This is a genomic window from Ochrobactrum sp. WV_118_8 (assembly GCF_039631535.1).
Classification (GTDB): Bacteria; Pseudomonadota; Alphaproteobacteria; order Rhizobiales; family Rhizobiaceae; genus Brucella; species Brucella anthropi.
This window is the reverse complement of sequence record NZ_JBDIUZ010000001.1, coordinates 1,892,535-1,906,786: the sequence shown is the minus strand read 5'-3', so window position 1 is coordinate 1,906,786 and position 14,252 is coordinate 1,892,535. Positions and strand designations below refer to the sequence as shown.

Genomic DNA, 14,252 nt, shown 5'->3' with positions numbered 1-14,252 from the left:
TCATGGGCGCGCCGTCACCGCGTCGGCGCACGCCAAACGAAGCGGCCATCGCCGTCCTCGTCGGTGTAGAGAGGGGTTGCCCGGCCGATCACGGCGGTGGCCGGAAGCGGGCCGAAATAGCGTCCGTCCAGGCTGTCTCGGACCTGCCAATTCATCAGGAACAGCTCGCCGTTCGCGACCAACTGGCAGCCGCGCCAGATCGGGAGCAGACGGCCGCGACGATCGCGATCGAGGGCGTCTCCCATCGGCACGCCGTCGACGGTGATGACGAGCCCGGTCCGACAGACCCGCTGTCCCGGGAGCGCGGCGACACGCTTCAGGAGCGGTACGCCGCGCGGCAGGTAGCCGCCATCGGACAGGAAGGTTGCGAGCGGCTCGGGCGCGTCGACGGCCACCAGATCGGTCACTTCGAGGTTGCCCACTTCGCCGATCGTGTAGAAGCCGACCGGCGTGCTGGCGGACGCGTTCCAGATCAGGCGCGGCGCGAAGGAAGCGATCGAGGCGACCCCGAGAAGCGACACGGACGCGGCCATGACGACGCCATAGGAGAGCCGGGTCATGCGCCGATCTCCCGACGCAGGAGAAAGGCGCGATGCTGCCGAAAGCCATAAGCGCGCGGCGTTTCGCCGATGGTCATCCGGTTATGGACGTGGTGCCAATGATCGGGCGAAACCTCGATCGGATCGATGCCGCGCGCCTCGATGGCGTTGATGAGCTGGAGCACGCGCTCAACCTTCGGCCAGCCATCGACATGCAGCAGGACCTCTGCGCCGGGCGTGACCGTCGGAACGGTCTGGCACGCTGCGCCGCGTTCAACCGTGCGCAGGATGTCGAGCCGCGAGAGAACGGTGCCGTGCTCGTTCGCCGCCCAGCGCACGAGCGCGAGGACGCTGCCGGGAGGGAAGAAGAGGATGCGACGGCGACGATCGAGGATCTGCTCGCGCCGTTCGCGGCCGAAGCGGATCCAGTGCTCGGTCTGCTTCTCGATCCAGATGAGTTCGACCTGGGTGAACGCCTCGGGCGGCGGCTCGGCGGTAGCGCCAAGGACGCGCATTGGCGCGGCGACAAGGCCGGTCATCATCCTTCTCCTGAGGGGGGTGGGAATTCGCGTTCGAACAGCGCGCGCAGCATGTCGGCGACGGTCTGGCCGCGCTGGAAGGCAGCGATCTTGATGCGGCCCCGCATGTCGGTGGTGACGTCAATCGTCAGCCGCGCAGAGAAATCCTCAGCGGGCTGGGTGCGGGTTGCGTGGCGATCGGGCACCTTGATCCAGTCTTCGGGATCGGCCGGACGCGCCGCAAAGCTGCGCTTCGGGGACCGCGCGCTCATGCGCCAATCCTCGCGACTTCCGCCGCGAGCGCCTCGATCTCGCGCGCGCCGGGGCAATCCTCGTCCTGCTCGGCGGCGAGCCGGCCGGTCTGCACAACGTCAGCAAAGACGATGCGCTGTCCGATCGTGGTCGAGAGCAAGGGCGGGTCGTGATCCGCCAGCGTCTCGGCGGTCTCGCGCGCCAGGACCGTGCGGGCGGCGCACCGGTTCAGCACGAAGCGAGCGGCGAGCTGCGGGCGATAGATGCGCGCCTCGCCGAGCAGGCTGAGCATCTCGGCCGAGGCCCAGCCATCGAGCGGTGACGGCTGCACCGGGATCAGAACGAGATCGGCGGCGAGAAGCGCCGAGCGCATCAGGCCGGCGACGCGCGGCGGGCCATCGATGACGACATGGTCGGCGTCGCGCGCCAGCTCCGGCGCTTCACGGTGGAGCGTGTCGCGCGCCAGGCCGACAACACCGAACAGCCGCTCCAGCCCCTCGCGACTGCGCTGCTGGGACCAGTCGAGTGCCGAGCCTTGCGGGTCGGCGTCAATCAGCGTGACGCGCTGTCCACGGCGAGCCCATTCGCCAGCGAGGTGAAGGGCGAGCGTCGTCTTGCCGACGCCGCCTTTTTGGTTGAGCAGCGCGACGATCATGACGGTCTCCCGGCGATCGGGCACTCGTCCACAGCGGCCGAAAAAGGCGGTCGCGTTAGAAAGATTCCGTAGGAATCTAGGTTAGATAAGTTACGGGGCTCGCAAGCTGCTGATTTGGCGCGAGGAATCGACGATTCCGGTCCCCGATAGCACGAGTGTCCGGTCCCCGATGGCACGATAGTGCCGGTCCCTGATAGCACGAGACGATTCACAGCTTATCCCCAGGGTGAGGTTTGGTCCGGCGACGACGTCGCGGGATGCCGAGGGCATCCGGATCGGTCGGCACGAAGGAGAGAATTTCCGGCCCGCCGACGCATTGCTCTATGGTCAGGCGGTAGCCTGGAAGCGGCTGTCGTTTGACGATGTCACGCAGGTCGTAGGCGAAGTGCTTGAGCGGCGAGAGGCTGCCGGACTTCGAATGGAGATGTGGAAAGTCGAAGCTCCAGCCGAACTCCTGCTTGCCGCCGTGCTTGCGCACGAGGCGGTAAAGCCAGCGTTCGAGCCCGCCGGTCAGACCGAAATAGTTGCGGTCGATTGTCAGCACGAGCGCGTCGTCCAGCACGGCGCCGTAGAACCAGTCAGGCAAGATCAGTTCGAGCCCGAGCGGGCGGCCTCGGTGATCGGCGCGTTCCTTCCACTCGTTGATCCAGGAGAAGCGGTGCATTCGCCGCTCGGTCGGCTGGCGGATCGAGGTCGCCACCGTGGTCGACTGAAGCCGGTCGAGCGCGGCCTTCAGGCGGTCGTAGTCGCGCAGCGACACGCCGCGGCCGATGAACTGCAGAATCTCGTATGGCGTGGTCGCCATCAGACGCGACGGCCGCAGGCCGAGGTCGCGCGCCTCGACGATCTGTGAGGCGGCCCAGATCAGGACGTCGGCGTCCCAGATCGTGGCCATACCGTGCTCGGCGACCGCTTCGACGCGGATCTTTACAGAGCCTGCCTTGAAATCGATCGGCGCCAGGCGCTTCGACTTGGCGAGCGAGAAGAACGGATAGGCCATGAGGTCCTGCGCATCGCGGGGCGCAAGATCGCCGGGCAGCGCCCGGAACAGATCGAGCTGCGCACGCTCATCGCGATGTTGGTGGCGGGACGACATGGCGCGCCGTCTCAGCGAGGAAAGCGCCCGCCGGCCGTGGCGGGAGATTTCGGCTGACGCTTGGCGGGCAGAACGGTGCCTGCGCGTGGATCGGAGGTGGAGGTTACGAGACCCCGGTCCGCCCAGGCTTGGAGGTCTTCCACCGCATAGACGACGCGACCGCCGAGCTTGCGATAGGTTGGGCCGGTTCCGTAGGTACGGTGCTTTTCGAGCGTGCGCTCGGAAAGGCCGAGGAACCGCGCGGCTTCCTGTGTTCTGAGATAGCGCTGCGGAATACTGGCGGCTGTTTCGGCCATGATCGCACCTCCGTGGTCTCACTGATGGCCGCTGCGAACGAGCGGCGGGTTGCGAGCACGGTGGCGGGAGGACGGCGCTTCCGACAGGAACGGAATTAGGAAGTTATTTTCGACACCGAGGATGTGTCATCGCGAGCGACGTGGAAGCCGAAGGATTCTGCGGTAGCCACCACCGACGAACGCCAAGCCGTCCCGGGCAAGGCGGACTGTCGTCTCGCGGACGGGGTTCTCGACCCAGGTTTCCGAGTCGCTTTTAAGATTTGGGAAGAGCTGCGCGGCGATCTGGCGGTAGGTCGCTCCTGCGACCCGGGCATCGACGACGCGTAGCATCAAGCGAGCGCGCCGCTGGCGCTGCGGTGTGACTCGGGGGTCGGCGGGCGCACGCCGGTTCTTGATGGCGGCCCAGAAGCGCGCCAAAGCGGTGAGGCGGTCCGGCAGCAGATCATCGATAATGAGAAGCGCGGCGAGCGCCTGGCGGCTAGACAATGCGGTCAGAGCGACGTCAAAGCTTTCGCGTCGCATCTCAAGCCGGACGAGCGCCTCGTCATACTGAAGGATTACATGGGCATGAACATCTTCAGCGGTGAACGGGGGGCCATCGGTCTCTGGGCCTGTCGTCAGGATGATCGCAGCCGGATCGACTTGCGGGGTCCAGAAGATCGGCTGGATTAGCGCCGAGTGGCTTGGGTCGGCGACGAAATCGCAACCCCCATTGGGCGGCAAACTCGCGCGCGGCGCTCTCGCTCAAACGCCCGACGGCTATCAGCTCCCGATAGGATTTTCTGTAGTCTGGGTTGCGCCGCAGAAACTCCCAGGCCAGATCGCCGGGCGTTAGCGCATCGATGTAATCGTAAGCGGCCTCAGACCGCCAGCTTTCGTCCTCGGACATCCTCCACCGCCTCCGCGCAATAAGACGCAACGCGAGTTATGCATGGGGTACGATTCCAAGTTGAATGAGGCTTGGGAATAACGAAGGTGGATCAAGGTGATGCGCGTTCCGCATCACCTCAGTGCGCGCGCGAGCCAAGGAACTCGCAGTAGCCGCCCTGCGTCATCCATCTGGCGCGTTCAAGATGTGCGTCGTAGACCTGCCGAGCGCGGGGCTCGTCCCAATCGGCCTCAAGGTCGAAGAGGACTTTAGCCACTTCTCGCCAATCCGCCCCTTGCGCCTCGGCATCGAGCAGACGGGCATAGAGCTTCAGATGCGCCCGATCGTAGGCCGTCAGCGCCGCGCCGCCCGGTGGCTGGTCGAGAAAATCCGACTTGGTCACAACATCCCCCGAAGACGCGGTTTATCCATTCTGGGAAACATTATTAGCCCTGATTTGATCGCAATGATGAAGCGGGCAACACCTGCGCGAAGTCGTGGCGTTGCCGCGACAATCGGAAAATCAGGCGTCCTTCTTGGCATCGACCAACAGCACTCCCTTGCCCTGGTCGGAGTTCAGGAAGACGATGCCGGCGCGTTCGAAAGCTCGTCTCACCTCATCGCGAGTCGTCTCGTACACCTCCAGCCCGCTATGGGATTCGAGGCGCTTGAGAGCGGTCAATGAGACCCGGGCCTTGTCCGCGAGCGTCTCCTGTGTCCAACCCAGCAACGCGCGTGCGGCCCGAAATTGTCGGGCGGTGATCATGCATGATCACCTCCCACACGGTCCTACGCGCACGCCAAAACTACGACTATAATAGTCGTTCTGGCCTCGGAGTTCCAGCGATTTCGCCTTCGGCGAGCGGATTGCCGGTGTCGAAGCCGCTGACTGATTCGGTCGTTCGAGAATGCGAGGGCCCCGGCCTTCCGGCCGGGGCCTTGCGCCGGCCCTCAGTCGCTGCGCCGCCCGTTGGGACGGGACCAGATCAGCGAGAAGGTGTCCGCGTCCTCGTCGTCGAAGAGGTTGGCGTAGATGGGGCTGTTGAACGAAGGGTCGTCCAGCTTGAGGCCCAGGTAGTCGCGGCCCTCGTTGGAGCGCTTGGACCAGGCGGCCCCGATCTCGGCGCGGCCGACCAGAACCCGGTGGCTCGGCGCGTTTTCGCCAGTGGCGCGGGTGTCGGGGACGATACGCACGCCCTTGGCCTGGACGCTGAGGGTGACGATTTCGCCGGTGAACTCGTTCGAACCGGTCTTCTTGAAGGTGCCGATGGTCGCCATTGTAAGTCTCCGTCTTTCCGTATTCGAGCCCGCACCATTGCGGCCTCGATGGCGATCGGTTGGCCGGAGGCGATCGACGGCGCACCCCGAAGGGGCTGGACAGCTAAGGAGGACTTTGTTGTCCCGCGAGGAATGGCGGCGTAGCCGGCAGGGGAAGAAAGTCTGACGCGGCTGTTGCGTCATAGGCGATCGAGGCGCAGCCGGCCTTCGGCCAGATCAGGCCATTGAAGAGGCCGTTTGGAGCGGTTGAGACACGGGCCAGGAAACGGAGAAGATGGCGGCCACCCTGCATCGGCATACCGGCGCCGATACGGGACCTTCTGGCGATTGCTCCCTCGTACAGGCTAGTCGTGCTGCCTCCTCGTTGTCGCCGCTATTGGAGGGTCGTGACGAGCGGTCGCACGTTGCCCGCGCAGATGCAGCCGCCTCGAAGCGCGCCAGCGGGGGTCGTGCCCAAGGTCTAGCGTCGAGTCTTGCTCCACGCTCCAGCCACACCCGCCTCAGACGACGGAGGCGTTCGCGCCAACGCGATTTTGGTCCGTCGCATTGGCGCTGGATCAAGTCAGGCCCGCGCTAAGCCCTGACCGGAAGGGCCCGGAGCCGTCGCCATCCCTGCGACCCGCACGAGGGCGGTGATGCCGACCGCGATGGCGCCGATGACGGAGAAGGTCATCTGCCATGCCTCGGATGGCATGAGATGCTTGACGATGCCGTGCGTGGCATGGAATCCGGCGATCGCCGCCGGGGCAACGAAGGCGATGGCGACGATCAGCTTCAGCCATACGGGCCGCACGAACATCATCACGAGCTGGCCGACCGCTAGGGTGGCGGCCGCGGCGACCAGGCCGATGAGAATTGCGCCAGGCACACCGGCGCCAGTGCCGTAAGCCCAGGCGCCAACGGTTGCGCCGACGAAGGCCGGCAGTGCGAAGACGGCTAGAGTGAATAACAGCCAGCATAGCGCGCCGATGGCGGCGAGCGAGGCGAGGATTGCAAGAATGATCATGGTGGTAGCCTCCGTGACGATAGGTCTGACGGTCGCGCCTGCCACCACCACCACGGCGCGCTCGGATAATAGCGGAAAAGGGCCTTGCCCGGGAGCGGAAACCGCAAGCGACTTCCGCCCGGCGCAGTCCGATGAGCCTGATCAGGGCGCGAACGGGTCGATTTCATGGACGATCTCCGAGGCGTCGCCGTCGTACTCACTGGCGGTTGTCACCGAGAGGGTGCCGTCGCCGGCCTGGAAAATGACGATGGCGGCCATCAGGGTGGTGGCGAGGCTGAAGGCGAAGGCGTGAGCGTCGTTGAGGGACATTTGCTGGGCTCCTGCTGGAGCGGAGGACCATCCCCCGCCGACAGGCGCCCGAAGTGTTCGGCCGTGGACTGCAATCACCGCGCAGGCGCAGCCGCAGCGGCGGCATGCTCGCATAGCCGACCCTTTACGGGTTGATGGCGACAAGTCCGCGGGTGGACCAAGGATCAGCGCTTAAAGGCGGGGGTGGTTCTTCGCGTCAGGAGATCCACAATCCTGGCCTCGACGCTTGCTCTGCTTTGCTCGTGCCATGTGCCGCTGGACGAGGATCTAGGCTATGCTGTGGGCCGCAAGCTTGGAGTCGCGAAGGACCGGCAATGGCGGAGTTCACAGGTAGAGATCTGCATCTCGTGAAGAAGGCCCTCGCGATCGCCGCGTTGGCCATCGAACGTCAGCCGGGTCCCTTTCAGTCTTCCTCCGACCGGACGGATATGAAGACGCTGCTCGACGCGTTGATCGAGAATGATACTGAGCTAGCGCACTATGCGCGGTCCGCCCGGATAGCCGTGATTGGCGAGCCAGACTGAGACGAGGCGGAGAATGACCGAGACACTCCCTTTCGAGAAGAAGCACAGGGACGGCAGCTTGTGGGTCGTCGGCCAAACGCTCGAGGTTCAGCCCACTGGATATTGGGAATGGTTTCGCCGTGACGGCTCAAAATTGCGGTCCGGCTATTTCGAGAATGGTGAGCAGGTCGGCGACTGGACCACCTACGATAGCGCTGGGCGCGTCTACAAATTCACGAAGATGAAGCGGTAGCCGGGGTTGCAAAGGTGGCGGCGCTCACGCGCCGCCATGCTTCCAGACCGGGATGCCGAGCTTCTTGGCCTTGTCGGCGAGGTTGTCCTGAATGCCACTGCCGGGAAAGTGCATGACCCCGATCGGCAGGACGTCGAGGATCTGATCGTTGCGCTTGAACGGAGCGGCCTTGGCATGTTTCGTCCAGTCGGGAGCAAATCCGACCTGCGGCACCTTGCGGTGATCGGCCCAACGTGAAGCGATCTTTTCGGCACCCTTCGGTGACTTGCCGTGGATCAGCACCATGTCGGGGTGCTTGGCGTGGACCTGATCGAGCTTGGCCCAGATCAGCGTGTGATCGTTGAAGTCGAGCCCACCGGTGATGGCGATCTTCGGTCCGGCCGGCAGCAGCACCTCGGTATCGGCCCGCCTCTTGGCGGCGAGGAAGTCGCGGCTGTCGATCATTGCCGAGGTGAGGTTGCGATGGCTCACCATCGATCCGCTGCGGGGACGCCAGGCTGAGCCGGTGTGCCGTTCGTAGTGCTCGGCCGCTTGGTCGCGCATCAGTTCGAAGGCGTTGCGTCGCTCGATCATCGTCTGGCCTTCGGCCGTGAGGCGTTCCAGCTCGACGGCTTTCACCTCAGAGCCATCCTGTTCGCGTTGACCGCGGCGCTGCGCCTGCTCATTGTCGTCCAGCTCGCGCTCGATCCGGTCGGTCGCGCGGTGGAAGACGTTGACCGTCGACCAGAGGAGATCGTCGAGGTCGGGCTCGAGGCGGGTGTCTTCCAGGGTTGCGATCAGGGCGTCGAAGATATCGGCGATGGCGCCGGCGACGTGGTTTCCTTCGGGCAGCGGCCTTCCGTCGGGTTCGTCCGCGAAGGGACGGTAGCCATAAAGTTGAAGCTCGTGGAGGACGTGGTCGGTGGGGGATGATGCGTGATGCGGCTCGTAGCTGTCGTCCTGCTCGCTCATCGGGATGCTCCTTCGTCGGTGTGACCGCGACCCTCGCGGCCTTCTGGCGACGAAAGCCGGCAGGCGGGCCGGACCTGCACCCGGAGCGAAGCGAGAGGGCCGCAGCACAGCGGAGGACGCCGAAGGCCGGCTATTTTGTTTCGCGATGGAAAGGCCCGACGGGCCGCCGGAAAATAGTCGGGCGCCGACGTTGTCGGTCCGGGCCGTTTGCCGGCCGATCGCCCTCTCGAAGGCCGGGTTGCGGCTCTCCCTGACACCTGGGAGCATCCGAGCGAGTGCCAAGCGAGGGCGTTGCGGTCACCAGCATACCCTTCCGGCTATGCCGCCATTGCCATGAAGCGTGCGACGTCCTGGGGAGCGATTTGTACCCGCGTCGTTGCCCGCAGGCTTTCCAGTCCAGCCCTTCGGAGGTCCTCGTTGAAGTCGCCCAGCCTCGGAGACACGACGATCGCCTCGATGCCGGCCGCGTTCGCCCGTTCGACGAGACTGTCGCGCGCACCGTCACCGGCCGGATCGTCGTCGCGCAGGATGTAGAGCCGCCGCAGCGTGTCCGGGAACAAGATGGCGGCGAGATGGGCTGCTGAGAGCGCCGCCAGCATCGGCATGTCGGACAAGACTTGCCTGACCGACAGGACGGTCTCGATGCCTTCGCCGGCCGCCATGACTTCGCCGCCCGTTCCGAAGCGGACCGCGTTGCCGAGAAGATCGCCCATCGCCCGCCTCGGCGTGTCGAGCGGCGCCTTGTCGCGGCGTCGCGGGTCGAGCCAGGTCCGATGCGCCCCGGTGATCCTGTCGCGGAGATCGGTGACGGCGGCGATCATGGCGGGCCAGGTCTCGGTCGGAGAATGCTCGTCGGGTCGATAGTAGCAGCGCGGGTGGAAGCGCAGATTTCCGGTTCCGCGTAAATCAGTAATGCCGCGTTCCCGTAGATACGACTGTACGAGCGTGCCCGTAATCGGCTGCGACATGCCGAACAGGCGGCGGGCCGCCTCGGGCGACCCGTGTGGTGCGGGTGCCTGACGCGGATGTGCTGGCGCTGGTTCGGGCTGCGGCATGCTGAGGAAGGTCCGTGCCTCGTCCGCGACGTCCTTGAAGTCGATGAGGCCGCAGCTATCCCGGATCACGTCGAGGAGATCGCCATGCTCGCCGGTCGCGGCATCGGTCCATTTGCCGGCCGGACCCTTGGGCGAGTCCTTGAGCCGCACATACATCGATCGGCCGGGCGTGTTGCGCACGTCGCCAACCAGCCAGTAGCGGCCCTCGCGCCGCCCGCTGGAGAGGTAGTGTCGGCACACCGCCTCGGCCTGCCGGCGGAGACGTTGCGCAAGATCGGAAGCATCGTGACGAGACATCACGCGGCCTCCCGCTCGGAGATGCGCGCCACCGGATAGGTGTCGAGCAGCTTGGTGAGGATGCTTACGCCATTGGTGTCGGCTGGCACGAAAAAGTGCAGCTTCCAGGAGATGATCTCGCTGAACAGGCCATAGGCTCGCAGTCGCTCGCGCATCGCCTCGGTGAAGCCGGTCAGCTCCAGGCGATAGGCGCTCATGACACGGGCGCGGCGAAGCTGGAGGCCTTCGGCCAAGTCGAGGATCGTGCGGCCTTCCATCAGCGCGGCGAAGGCGTGTTCCGGTGTCAGCGTGCTCGCCCCCTGCGAGGCAGCGTTGGCGGCCCAGGCCGGCGACACGCGGCGGCCAATGATGCGCTCGCCCGCGTCGGTCTGGAGTCGATACACCCGCGTCGACTCGTCCGGCAGGCGCTTCCAGATCGGCAGCAGCAAGCCCGCGACGATGTGGATCGTGCTGTCGGAGAATTCCGGGATGTCGGCAAGCTCGGCGTCCCATGCGGCGGCGAAGCGGTCGCGTTCGGCTTCCTCCCAATGGCTCTCTTCCATCATGCGCAGCGGCGCATAGTGCTGCTCCATCGGCCGGATCAGACACACGCGGCGTTCGATCTCGCCGTCATCGAGCATCATCGACGGGGCCGGCATCTGCACCGCGGCGCGACCGGAGCGACCATTGACGAGCAGCTGCGCACGCGGATCGGCGCGATGATCGAGCGCATCGAGCAGCGTGATCGGTCGATTGCGCTCCCGGCGCGTGATGGTCAGCAGCCGAGTCTCCGCGCCGGTGCCGGGATGCACATGGATCACCTTACTGTCGGTGACCACGAAGCTCTCGGCCTGCAGCGTCTCAAGCCCGACGTCATAGTGGCCGCTGCGGATCGCGCCCTCGATCTTCGCCATCAGGAGTTGCTCAAAGGCGGTGAACAGGACGCCCTGCAACTCGATGGTGAGCGCCAGCAGCCGGTTGAGGAAAGTGGTGATCGGCGGCAGCTCGTCCTTAATGCCGTTGTCGTCCATCAGCTTGAGGCCGGTGGCGGTTTCGAAGCGATCGAGCGAGCATCCCTCGACCTTGCCGCGCACGAGCAGCAGGTAAAGCTGGCGCAGCGCATCGCGCGCGTAGTGGGATTCGAGATTGTCCTCGGGTCGGAACAGGCCCTGGCCGCCGGTCTGGCGCTGGCCGCGCGTAATGGCGCCGAGCGTGTCGAGCCGTCGCGCGATGGTCGAGAGGAAGCGCTTCTCGGCCTTCACGTCGGTGGCGATCGGCCGGAAGAGCGGTGGCTGCGCCTGGTTGGTGCGGTTGGTGCGGCCGAGCCCCTGGATCGCCGCGTCGGCCTTCCAGCCCGGCTCCAGGAGATAGTGGATGCGCAGGCGCTGGTTGCGGACAGCGAGATCCGCATGATAGCTGCGGCCAGTGCCGCCGGCGTCGGAGAAGACGAGGACGCGCTTGTCATCGTCCATGAATGAGGCTGCTTCGGCGAGATTGGCCGATCCCGCCCGGTTCTCGACAGCAAGCCGCTCGCCCTTGCGCACGACGCGGCGCGACCGGCCCGTCACTTCGGCGACGATGTCCGTGCCGAAGCGCTGGACGATCTGGTCGAGCGCGCCCGGGACCGGCGGCAGCGATGCGAGCCGTTCGATCAGCTCGTCGCGGCGGGCGACGGCCTCGCGGCTTTCGACGGGTTGGCCGTCGCGATAGACCGGCCGCGACGACAGATTGCCCTCGCTGTCCGAGAACGGTTCATAAAGCTGCACCGGGAAGGAATGGGCGAGGTAGTCCAGAACGTATTCGCGCGGCGTGATGTCGACGCGGACGTCGTGCCATTCCTCGGTCGGTATTTCAGCCAGGCGACGCTCCATCAGGGCTTCGCCGGTCGAAACGATCTGGATGACGGCGGAATGGCCAGCCGCCAGGTCCTGCTCGATCGAGCGGACCAGCGTCGGCGTCTTCATGCTGGTCAGGAGATGCCCGAAAAAGCGCTGCTTGGCGCTCTCGAAGGCCGAGCGCGCGGCAGACTTCGCCTGTCGGTTCAGCGTGCCGCTGTCGCCGGTGATGTTGGCGGCCTGCATCGCCGCGTCGAGATGATTATGGATGATGGCGAAGGCGCCGGCATAGGTGTCATAGATGCGGGTCTGTTCGGGGGTGAGCTGGTGCTCGACCAGTTCGTATTCGACGCCGTCATAGGAGAGCGATCGCGCTGTGTAGAGGCCGAGCGCGCGCAGGTCGCGGGCGAGCACCTCCATGGCGGCGACGCCGCCATTGTCGACGGCCTCGACGAATTCGGCACGGTTGGCGAAGGGGAAATCCTCGCCGCCCCACAGGCCGAGCCGCTGGGCATAGGTGAGGTTATGAACCGTGGTGGCGCCGGTCGCAGAAACATAGACGATGCGGGCGTTCGGGAGCATGTGCTGGAGCCGGAGCCCCGCACGGCCTTGCTGCGAGGGTGCGACATCGCCCCGTTCTCCTTTGCCGCCGCCGGCATTCTGCATTGCATGGGACTCGTCGAAAATGATCACTCCGTCGAAATCGGAGCCCAACCATTCGACGATCTGCTTGACGCGCGAAAGCTTCTCTCCACGGTCGTCGGACCGTAGCGTGGCGTAGGTGGTGAATAGGACGCCCTCGGGGAGCCGGATCGCCGTGCCCTGCGGGTAGCGCGAGAGCGGCGTGACCAGCAGCCGCTCCATGCCGAGCGCCGACCAGTCGCGTTGTGCGTCCTCGAGCAGCTTGTCGGATTTGGAGATCCAGACGGCCTTGCGGCGCCCCTGCAGCCAGTTGTCGAGGATGATGCCGGCCGACTGGCGACCCTTGCCGGCGCCTGTGCCGTCGCCGAGCATGAAGCCTCGGCGAAAACGGACCGCGTTCGGGGCATCGTCCGGCGCGGCGGTGACGAGATCGCCGGTCTCGTCGACGGTCCAGGCCCCTGCGAGATATTCGCCATGAGCCTCGCCGGCATAGATCACCGTCTCGAGCTGGGCGTCCGAGAGGACGCCGTCGGCGACGATCGCTCCCGGCAGGGTCGGGCGATAGCTCGGCTTCGGCGGCGCGACCGAGGCCATGGCTGCGGACTGCACCAGCTTGGTCGGGTGCGGCTGCGCGCCGTCGATGCGGATCGACTGGAGGACGTAGGCCTCATAGATCGAGTCCGATAGGCGGCCGCTCTCCGGCGGCGTCCAATCGATGGTCTCATAGGCGAGCGGCACGCCTTCGATCTGGGTGATCCGGCGGTCGGGCTGGGCCGTCGCCGCGCGAGCGAGATAACCTCGCACCGTTCGCGGCGTGGCGGCCGACATCGCGTTTGGACGCGCGATCGTGACCGGCAGGCGCGCTGGGAGCTGCGCATCGATCCAGGCGAGCAGCGTCGCGACGTCGGGCGCGATCCCGGCGGAGTCCGGCAAATGCTCGGCATCCTCGGCCGGCGCCTTGTCGATGACGGTCAGGCGGGTGTCGATGGTCGTGCCGTGCTTGGCATAGACCGAGCCGGCGATCGCGGCGGTGAACACGACGCGGCCGCGCGCCTGCAGACGGACGAAGGCGTCCCGCCAGGCTGGAAGCTCCGGCGAGAAGTTCGCGCCAGTGATGGCGACCAAGCGCCCGCCGTCGGCCAGACGGGCCAGTGCCGAGGCGATATGCCGATAGGCGGCGTCGGCGACGCGCCCGGTGACGTTCGCCATAACCGAGAATGGCGGGTTCATGATGACGACGCTCGGCATAGCGGTCGGATCGAGATGGTCGTCGATCTGGGCGGCGTCGAAGCGCGTGACGGGCACGGCCGGGAAGAGAGAAGTGAGAAGATCGGCGCGGGTATCGGCCAGCTCGTTGAGGATGAGCGATGCGCCCGCAGTTTCGGCAAGGACGCCAAGCAGGCCGGTGCCGGCGGACGGCTCCAGCACGCGGTCGGTCGGGGTCAACGTTGCCGCTGTCAACGCGGCAAGGCCGAGCGGGACCGGCGTGGAGAACTGCTGGAAGGCCTGCGTCTCTTCGGATCGACGCGTGTGCGTCGGCAGCAGACCAATGATCTTGGTCAGCGCCGTGAGCCGTGAAGCCGGCGATGCGGCTTTGCGGAAAAGCGGCTTTCCGTATTTGCGCAGGAACAGGACGGTCGCGACCTCGCAAGCGTCATAGGCGGCTTTCCAGTCCCACGCGCCGGCTGTGTCGGACGCGCCGAAGGCGTCCTCCATCGCGCTGCGCAGCATGGCGGCATCGACGGTGCGGCCCTGTTCGAGGTGGGAGAGGATGCGTTCGGCGGCGGCGAGGATGGAGGCGGCCGGCGGCGTGGAGGAGCCAAGCGGAAGCGATGCCGCCTCGGCGGCGGGGATCGGAGCATGGAGCATCGGAGAACCTCGGAGAGCGGGACAAGGGCGAGCCGGCCCGGCGCTCTCTCT

Annotated in this window: 18 protein-coding genes; 2 read left to right on the top strand and 16 right to left on the bottom strand. The window is 66.0% G+C overall.

The window, feature by feature from the left end; genetic code table 11:
* Window positions 1-14 precede the first annotated feature (14 nt).
* From ABDF71_RS09220 to ABDF71_RS09160, 13 genes are all read right to left on the bottom strand, one after another.
* Complete coding sequence (locus tag ABDF71_RS09220) at window positions 15-560, bottom strand: S26 family signal peptidase (protein WP_088217358.1); 546 nt, start codon at window positions 558-560, stop codon at window positions 15-17.
* Complete coding sequence (locus ABDF71_RS09215) at window positions 557-1,078, bottom strand: DUF2840 domain-containing protein (RefSeq protein ID WP_088217359.1); 522 nt, start codon at window positions 1,076-1,078, stop codon at window positions 557-559. The genes ABDF71_RS09220 and ABDF71_RS09215 overlap by 4 nt, the downstream gene beginning before the upstream one ends.
* Window positions 1,078-1,329 (bottom strand): hypothetical protein, encoded by a 252-nt coding sequence (locus tag ABDF71_RS09210; protein ID WP_088217360.1) that lies wholly within the window; start codon window positions 1,327-1,329, stop codon window positions 1,078-1,080. Before ABDF71_RS09210 ends, ABDF71_RS09215 begins: the two co-directional genes overlap by 1 nt.
* Complete coding sequence (gene parA / locus ABDF71_RS09205; protein ID WP_088217361.1) at window positions 1,326-1,964, bottom strand: ParA family partition ATPase; 639 nt, start codon at window positions 1,962-1,964, stop codon at window positions 1,326-1,328. The genes ABDF71_RS09210 and parA overlap by 4 nt, the downstream gene beginning before the upstream one ends.
* A gap of 208 nt (window positions 1,965-2,172) precedes the next feature.
* Complete coding sequence (locus ABDF71_RS09200; protein WP_088217362.1) at window positions 2,173-3,060, bottom strand: replication initiator protein A; 888 nt, start codon at window positions 3,058-3,060, stop codon at window positions 2,173-2,175.
* A gap of 11 nt (window positions 3,061-3,071) precedes the next feature.
* Window positions 3,072-3,356 carry a helix-turn-helix transcriptional regulator gene (locus ABDF71_RS09195; protein WP_039187922.1) on the bottom strand — a complete coding sequence of 95 codons (285 nt, stop codon included), beginning with the start codon at window positions 3,354-3,356 and terminating at the stop codon, window positions 3,072-3,074.
* A 126-nt stretch (window positions 3,357-3,482) separates the two neighbouring features.
* The gene (locus ABDF71_RS09190) at window positions 3,483-4,025 is read right to left on the bottom strand and encodes a DUF2285 domain-containing protein (RefSeq protein ID WP_235819899.1); all 543 of its coding nucleotides are present in this window, start codon (window positions 4,023-4,025) and stop codon (window positions 3,483-3,485) included.
* Window positions 3,934-4,245 (bottom strand): transcriptional regulator domain-containing protein, encoded by a 312-nt coding sequence (locus ABDF71_RS09185; RefSeq protein WP_231771187.1) that lies wholly within the window; start codon window positions 4,243-4,245, stop codon window positions 3,934-3,936. Before ABDF71_RS09185 ends, ABDF71_RS09190 begins: the two co-directional genes overlap by 92 nt.
* 118 nt (window positions 4,246-4,363) lie before the next feature.
* A complete protein-coding gene (locus tag ABDF71_RS09180; RefSeq protein WP_088217363.1) occupies window positions 4,364-4,627 on the bottom strand; it encodes a DNA -binding domain-containing protein in 264 nt (87 codons plus the stop codon).
* Window positions 4,628-4,747: 120 nt separating this feature from the next.
* Complete coding sequence (locus ABDF71_RS09175; protein ID WP_037520532.1) at window positions 4,748-4,990, bottom strand: helix-turn-helix domain-containing protein; 243 nt, start codon at window positions 4,988-4,990, stop codon at window positions 4,748-4,750.
* A gap of 185 nt (window positions 4,991-5,175) precedes the next feature.
* Window positions 5,176-5,502, bottom strand: coding sequence for a DUF736 domain-containing protein (locus tag ABDF71_RS09170; RefSeq protein WP_094514272.1), 327 nt, complete (start codon window positions 5,500-5,502; stop codon window positions 5,176-5,178).
* A gap of 562 nt (window positions 5,503-6,064) precedes the next feature.
* A complete protein-coding gene (locus tag ABDF71_RS09165; protein ID WP_088217365.1) occupies window positions 6,065-6,508 on the bottom strand; it encodes a hypothetical protein in 444 nt (147 codons plus the stop codon).
* A gap of 141 nt (window positions 6,509-6,649) precedes the next feature.
* Window positions 6,650-6,817, bottom strand: a complete 168-nt coding sequence (locus tag ABDF71_RS09160) for a hypothetical protein (RefSeq protein WP_167387110.1) — start codon at window positions 6,815-6,817, stop codon at window positions 6,650-6,652.
* A 314-nt stretch (window positions 6,818-7,131) separates the two neighbouring features.
* Here ABDF71_RS09160 and ABDF71_RS09155 point away from each other — a divergent pair, with 314 nt between their 5' ends.
* Complete coding sequence (locus tag ABDF71_RS09155; RefSeq protein WP_088217367.1) at window positions 7,132-7,341, top strand: hypothetical protein; 210 nt, start codon at window positions 7,132-7,134, stop codon at window positions 7,339-7,341.
* Window positions 7,342-7,354: 13 nt separating this feature from the next.
* Window positions 7,355-7,573: a toxin-antitoxin system YwqK family antitoxin gene (locus tag ABDF71_RS09150; RefSeq protein WP_500061477.1), complete on the top strand. Its 219-nt coding sequence runs from the start codon at window positions 7,355-7,357 to the stop codon at window positions 7,571-7,573.
* 24 nt (window positions 7,574-7,597) lie between these two features.
* Here ABDF71_RS09150 and ABDF71_RS09145 read toward each other — a convergent pair whose 3' ends face one another.
* The 3 genes from ABDF71_RS09145 to ABDF71_RS09135 all read right to left on the bottom strand — a co-directional run bounded on the left by ABDF71_RS09145 (window position 7,598) and on the right by ABDF71_RS09135 (window position 14,201).
* Complete coding sequence (locus ABDF71_RS09145) at window positions 7,598-8,524, bottom strand: DUF2493 domain-containing protein (protein WP_088217369.1); 927 nt, start codon at window positions 8,522-8,524, stop codon at window positions 7,598-7,600.
* Between the two features lie 317 nt (window positions 8,525-8,841).
* The gene (locus ABDF71_RS09140) at window positions 8,842-9,876 is read right to left on the bottom strand and encodes a DUF7146 domain-containing protein (RefSeq protein ID WP_088217370.1); all 1,035 of its coding nucleotides are present in this window, start codon (window positions 9,874-9,876) and stop codon (window positions 8,842-8,844) included.
* Window positions 9,876-14,201, bottom strand: a complete 4,326-nt coding sequence (locus ABDF71_RS09135; RefSeq protein WP_094514274.1) for a strawberry notch family protein — start codon at window positions 14,199-14,201, stop codon at window positions 9,876-9,878. Before ABDF71_RS09135 ends, ABDF71_RS09140 begins: the two co-directional genes overlap by 1 nt.
* Window positions 14,202-14,252: the final 51 nt, after the last annotated feature.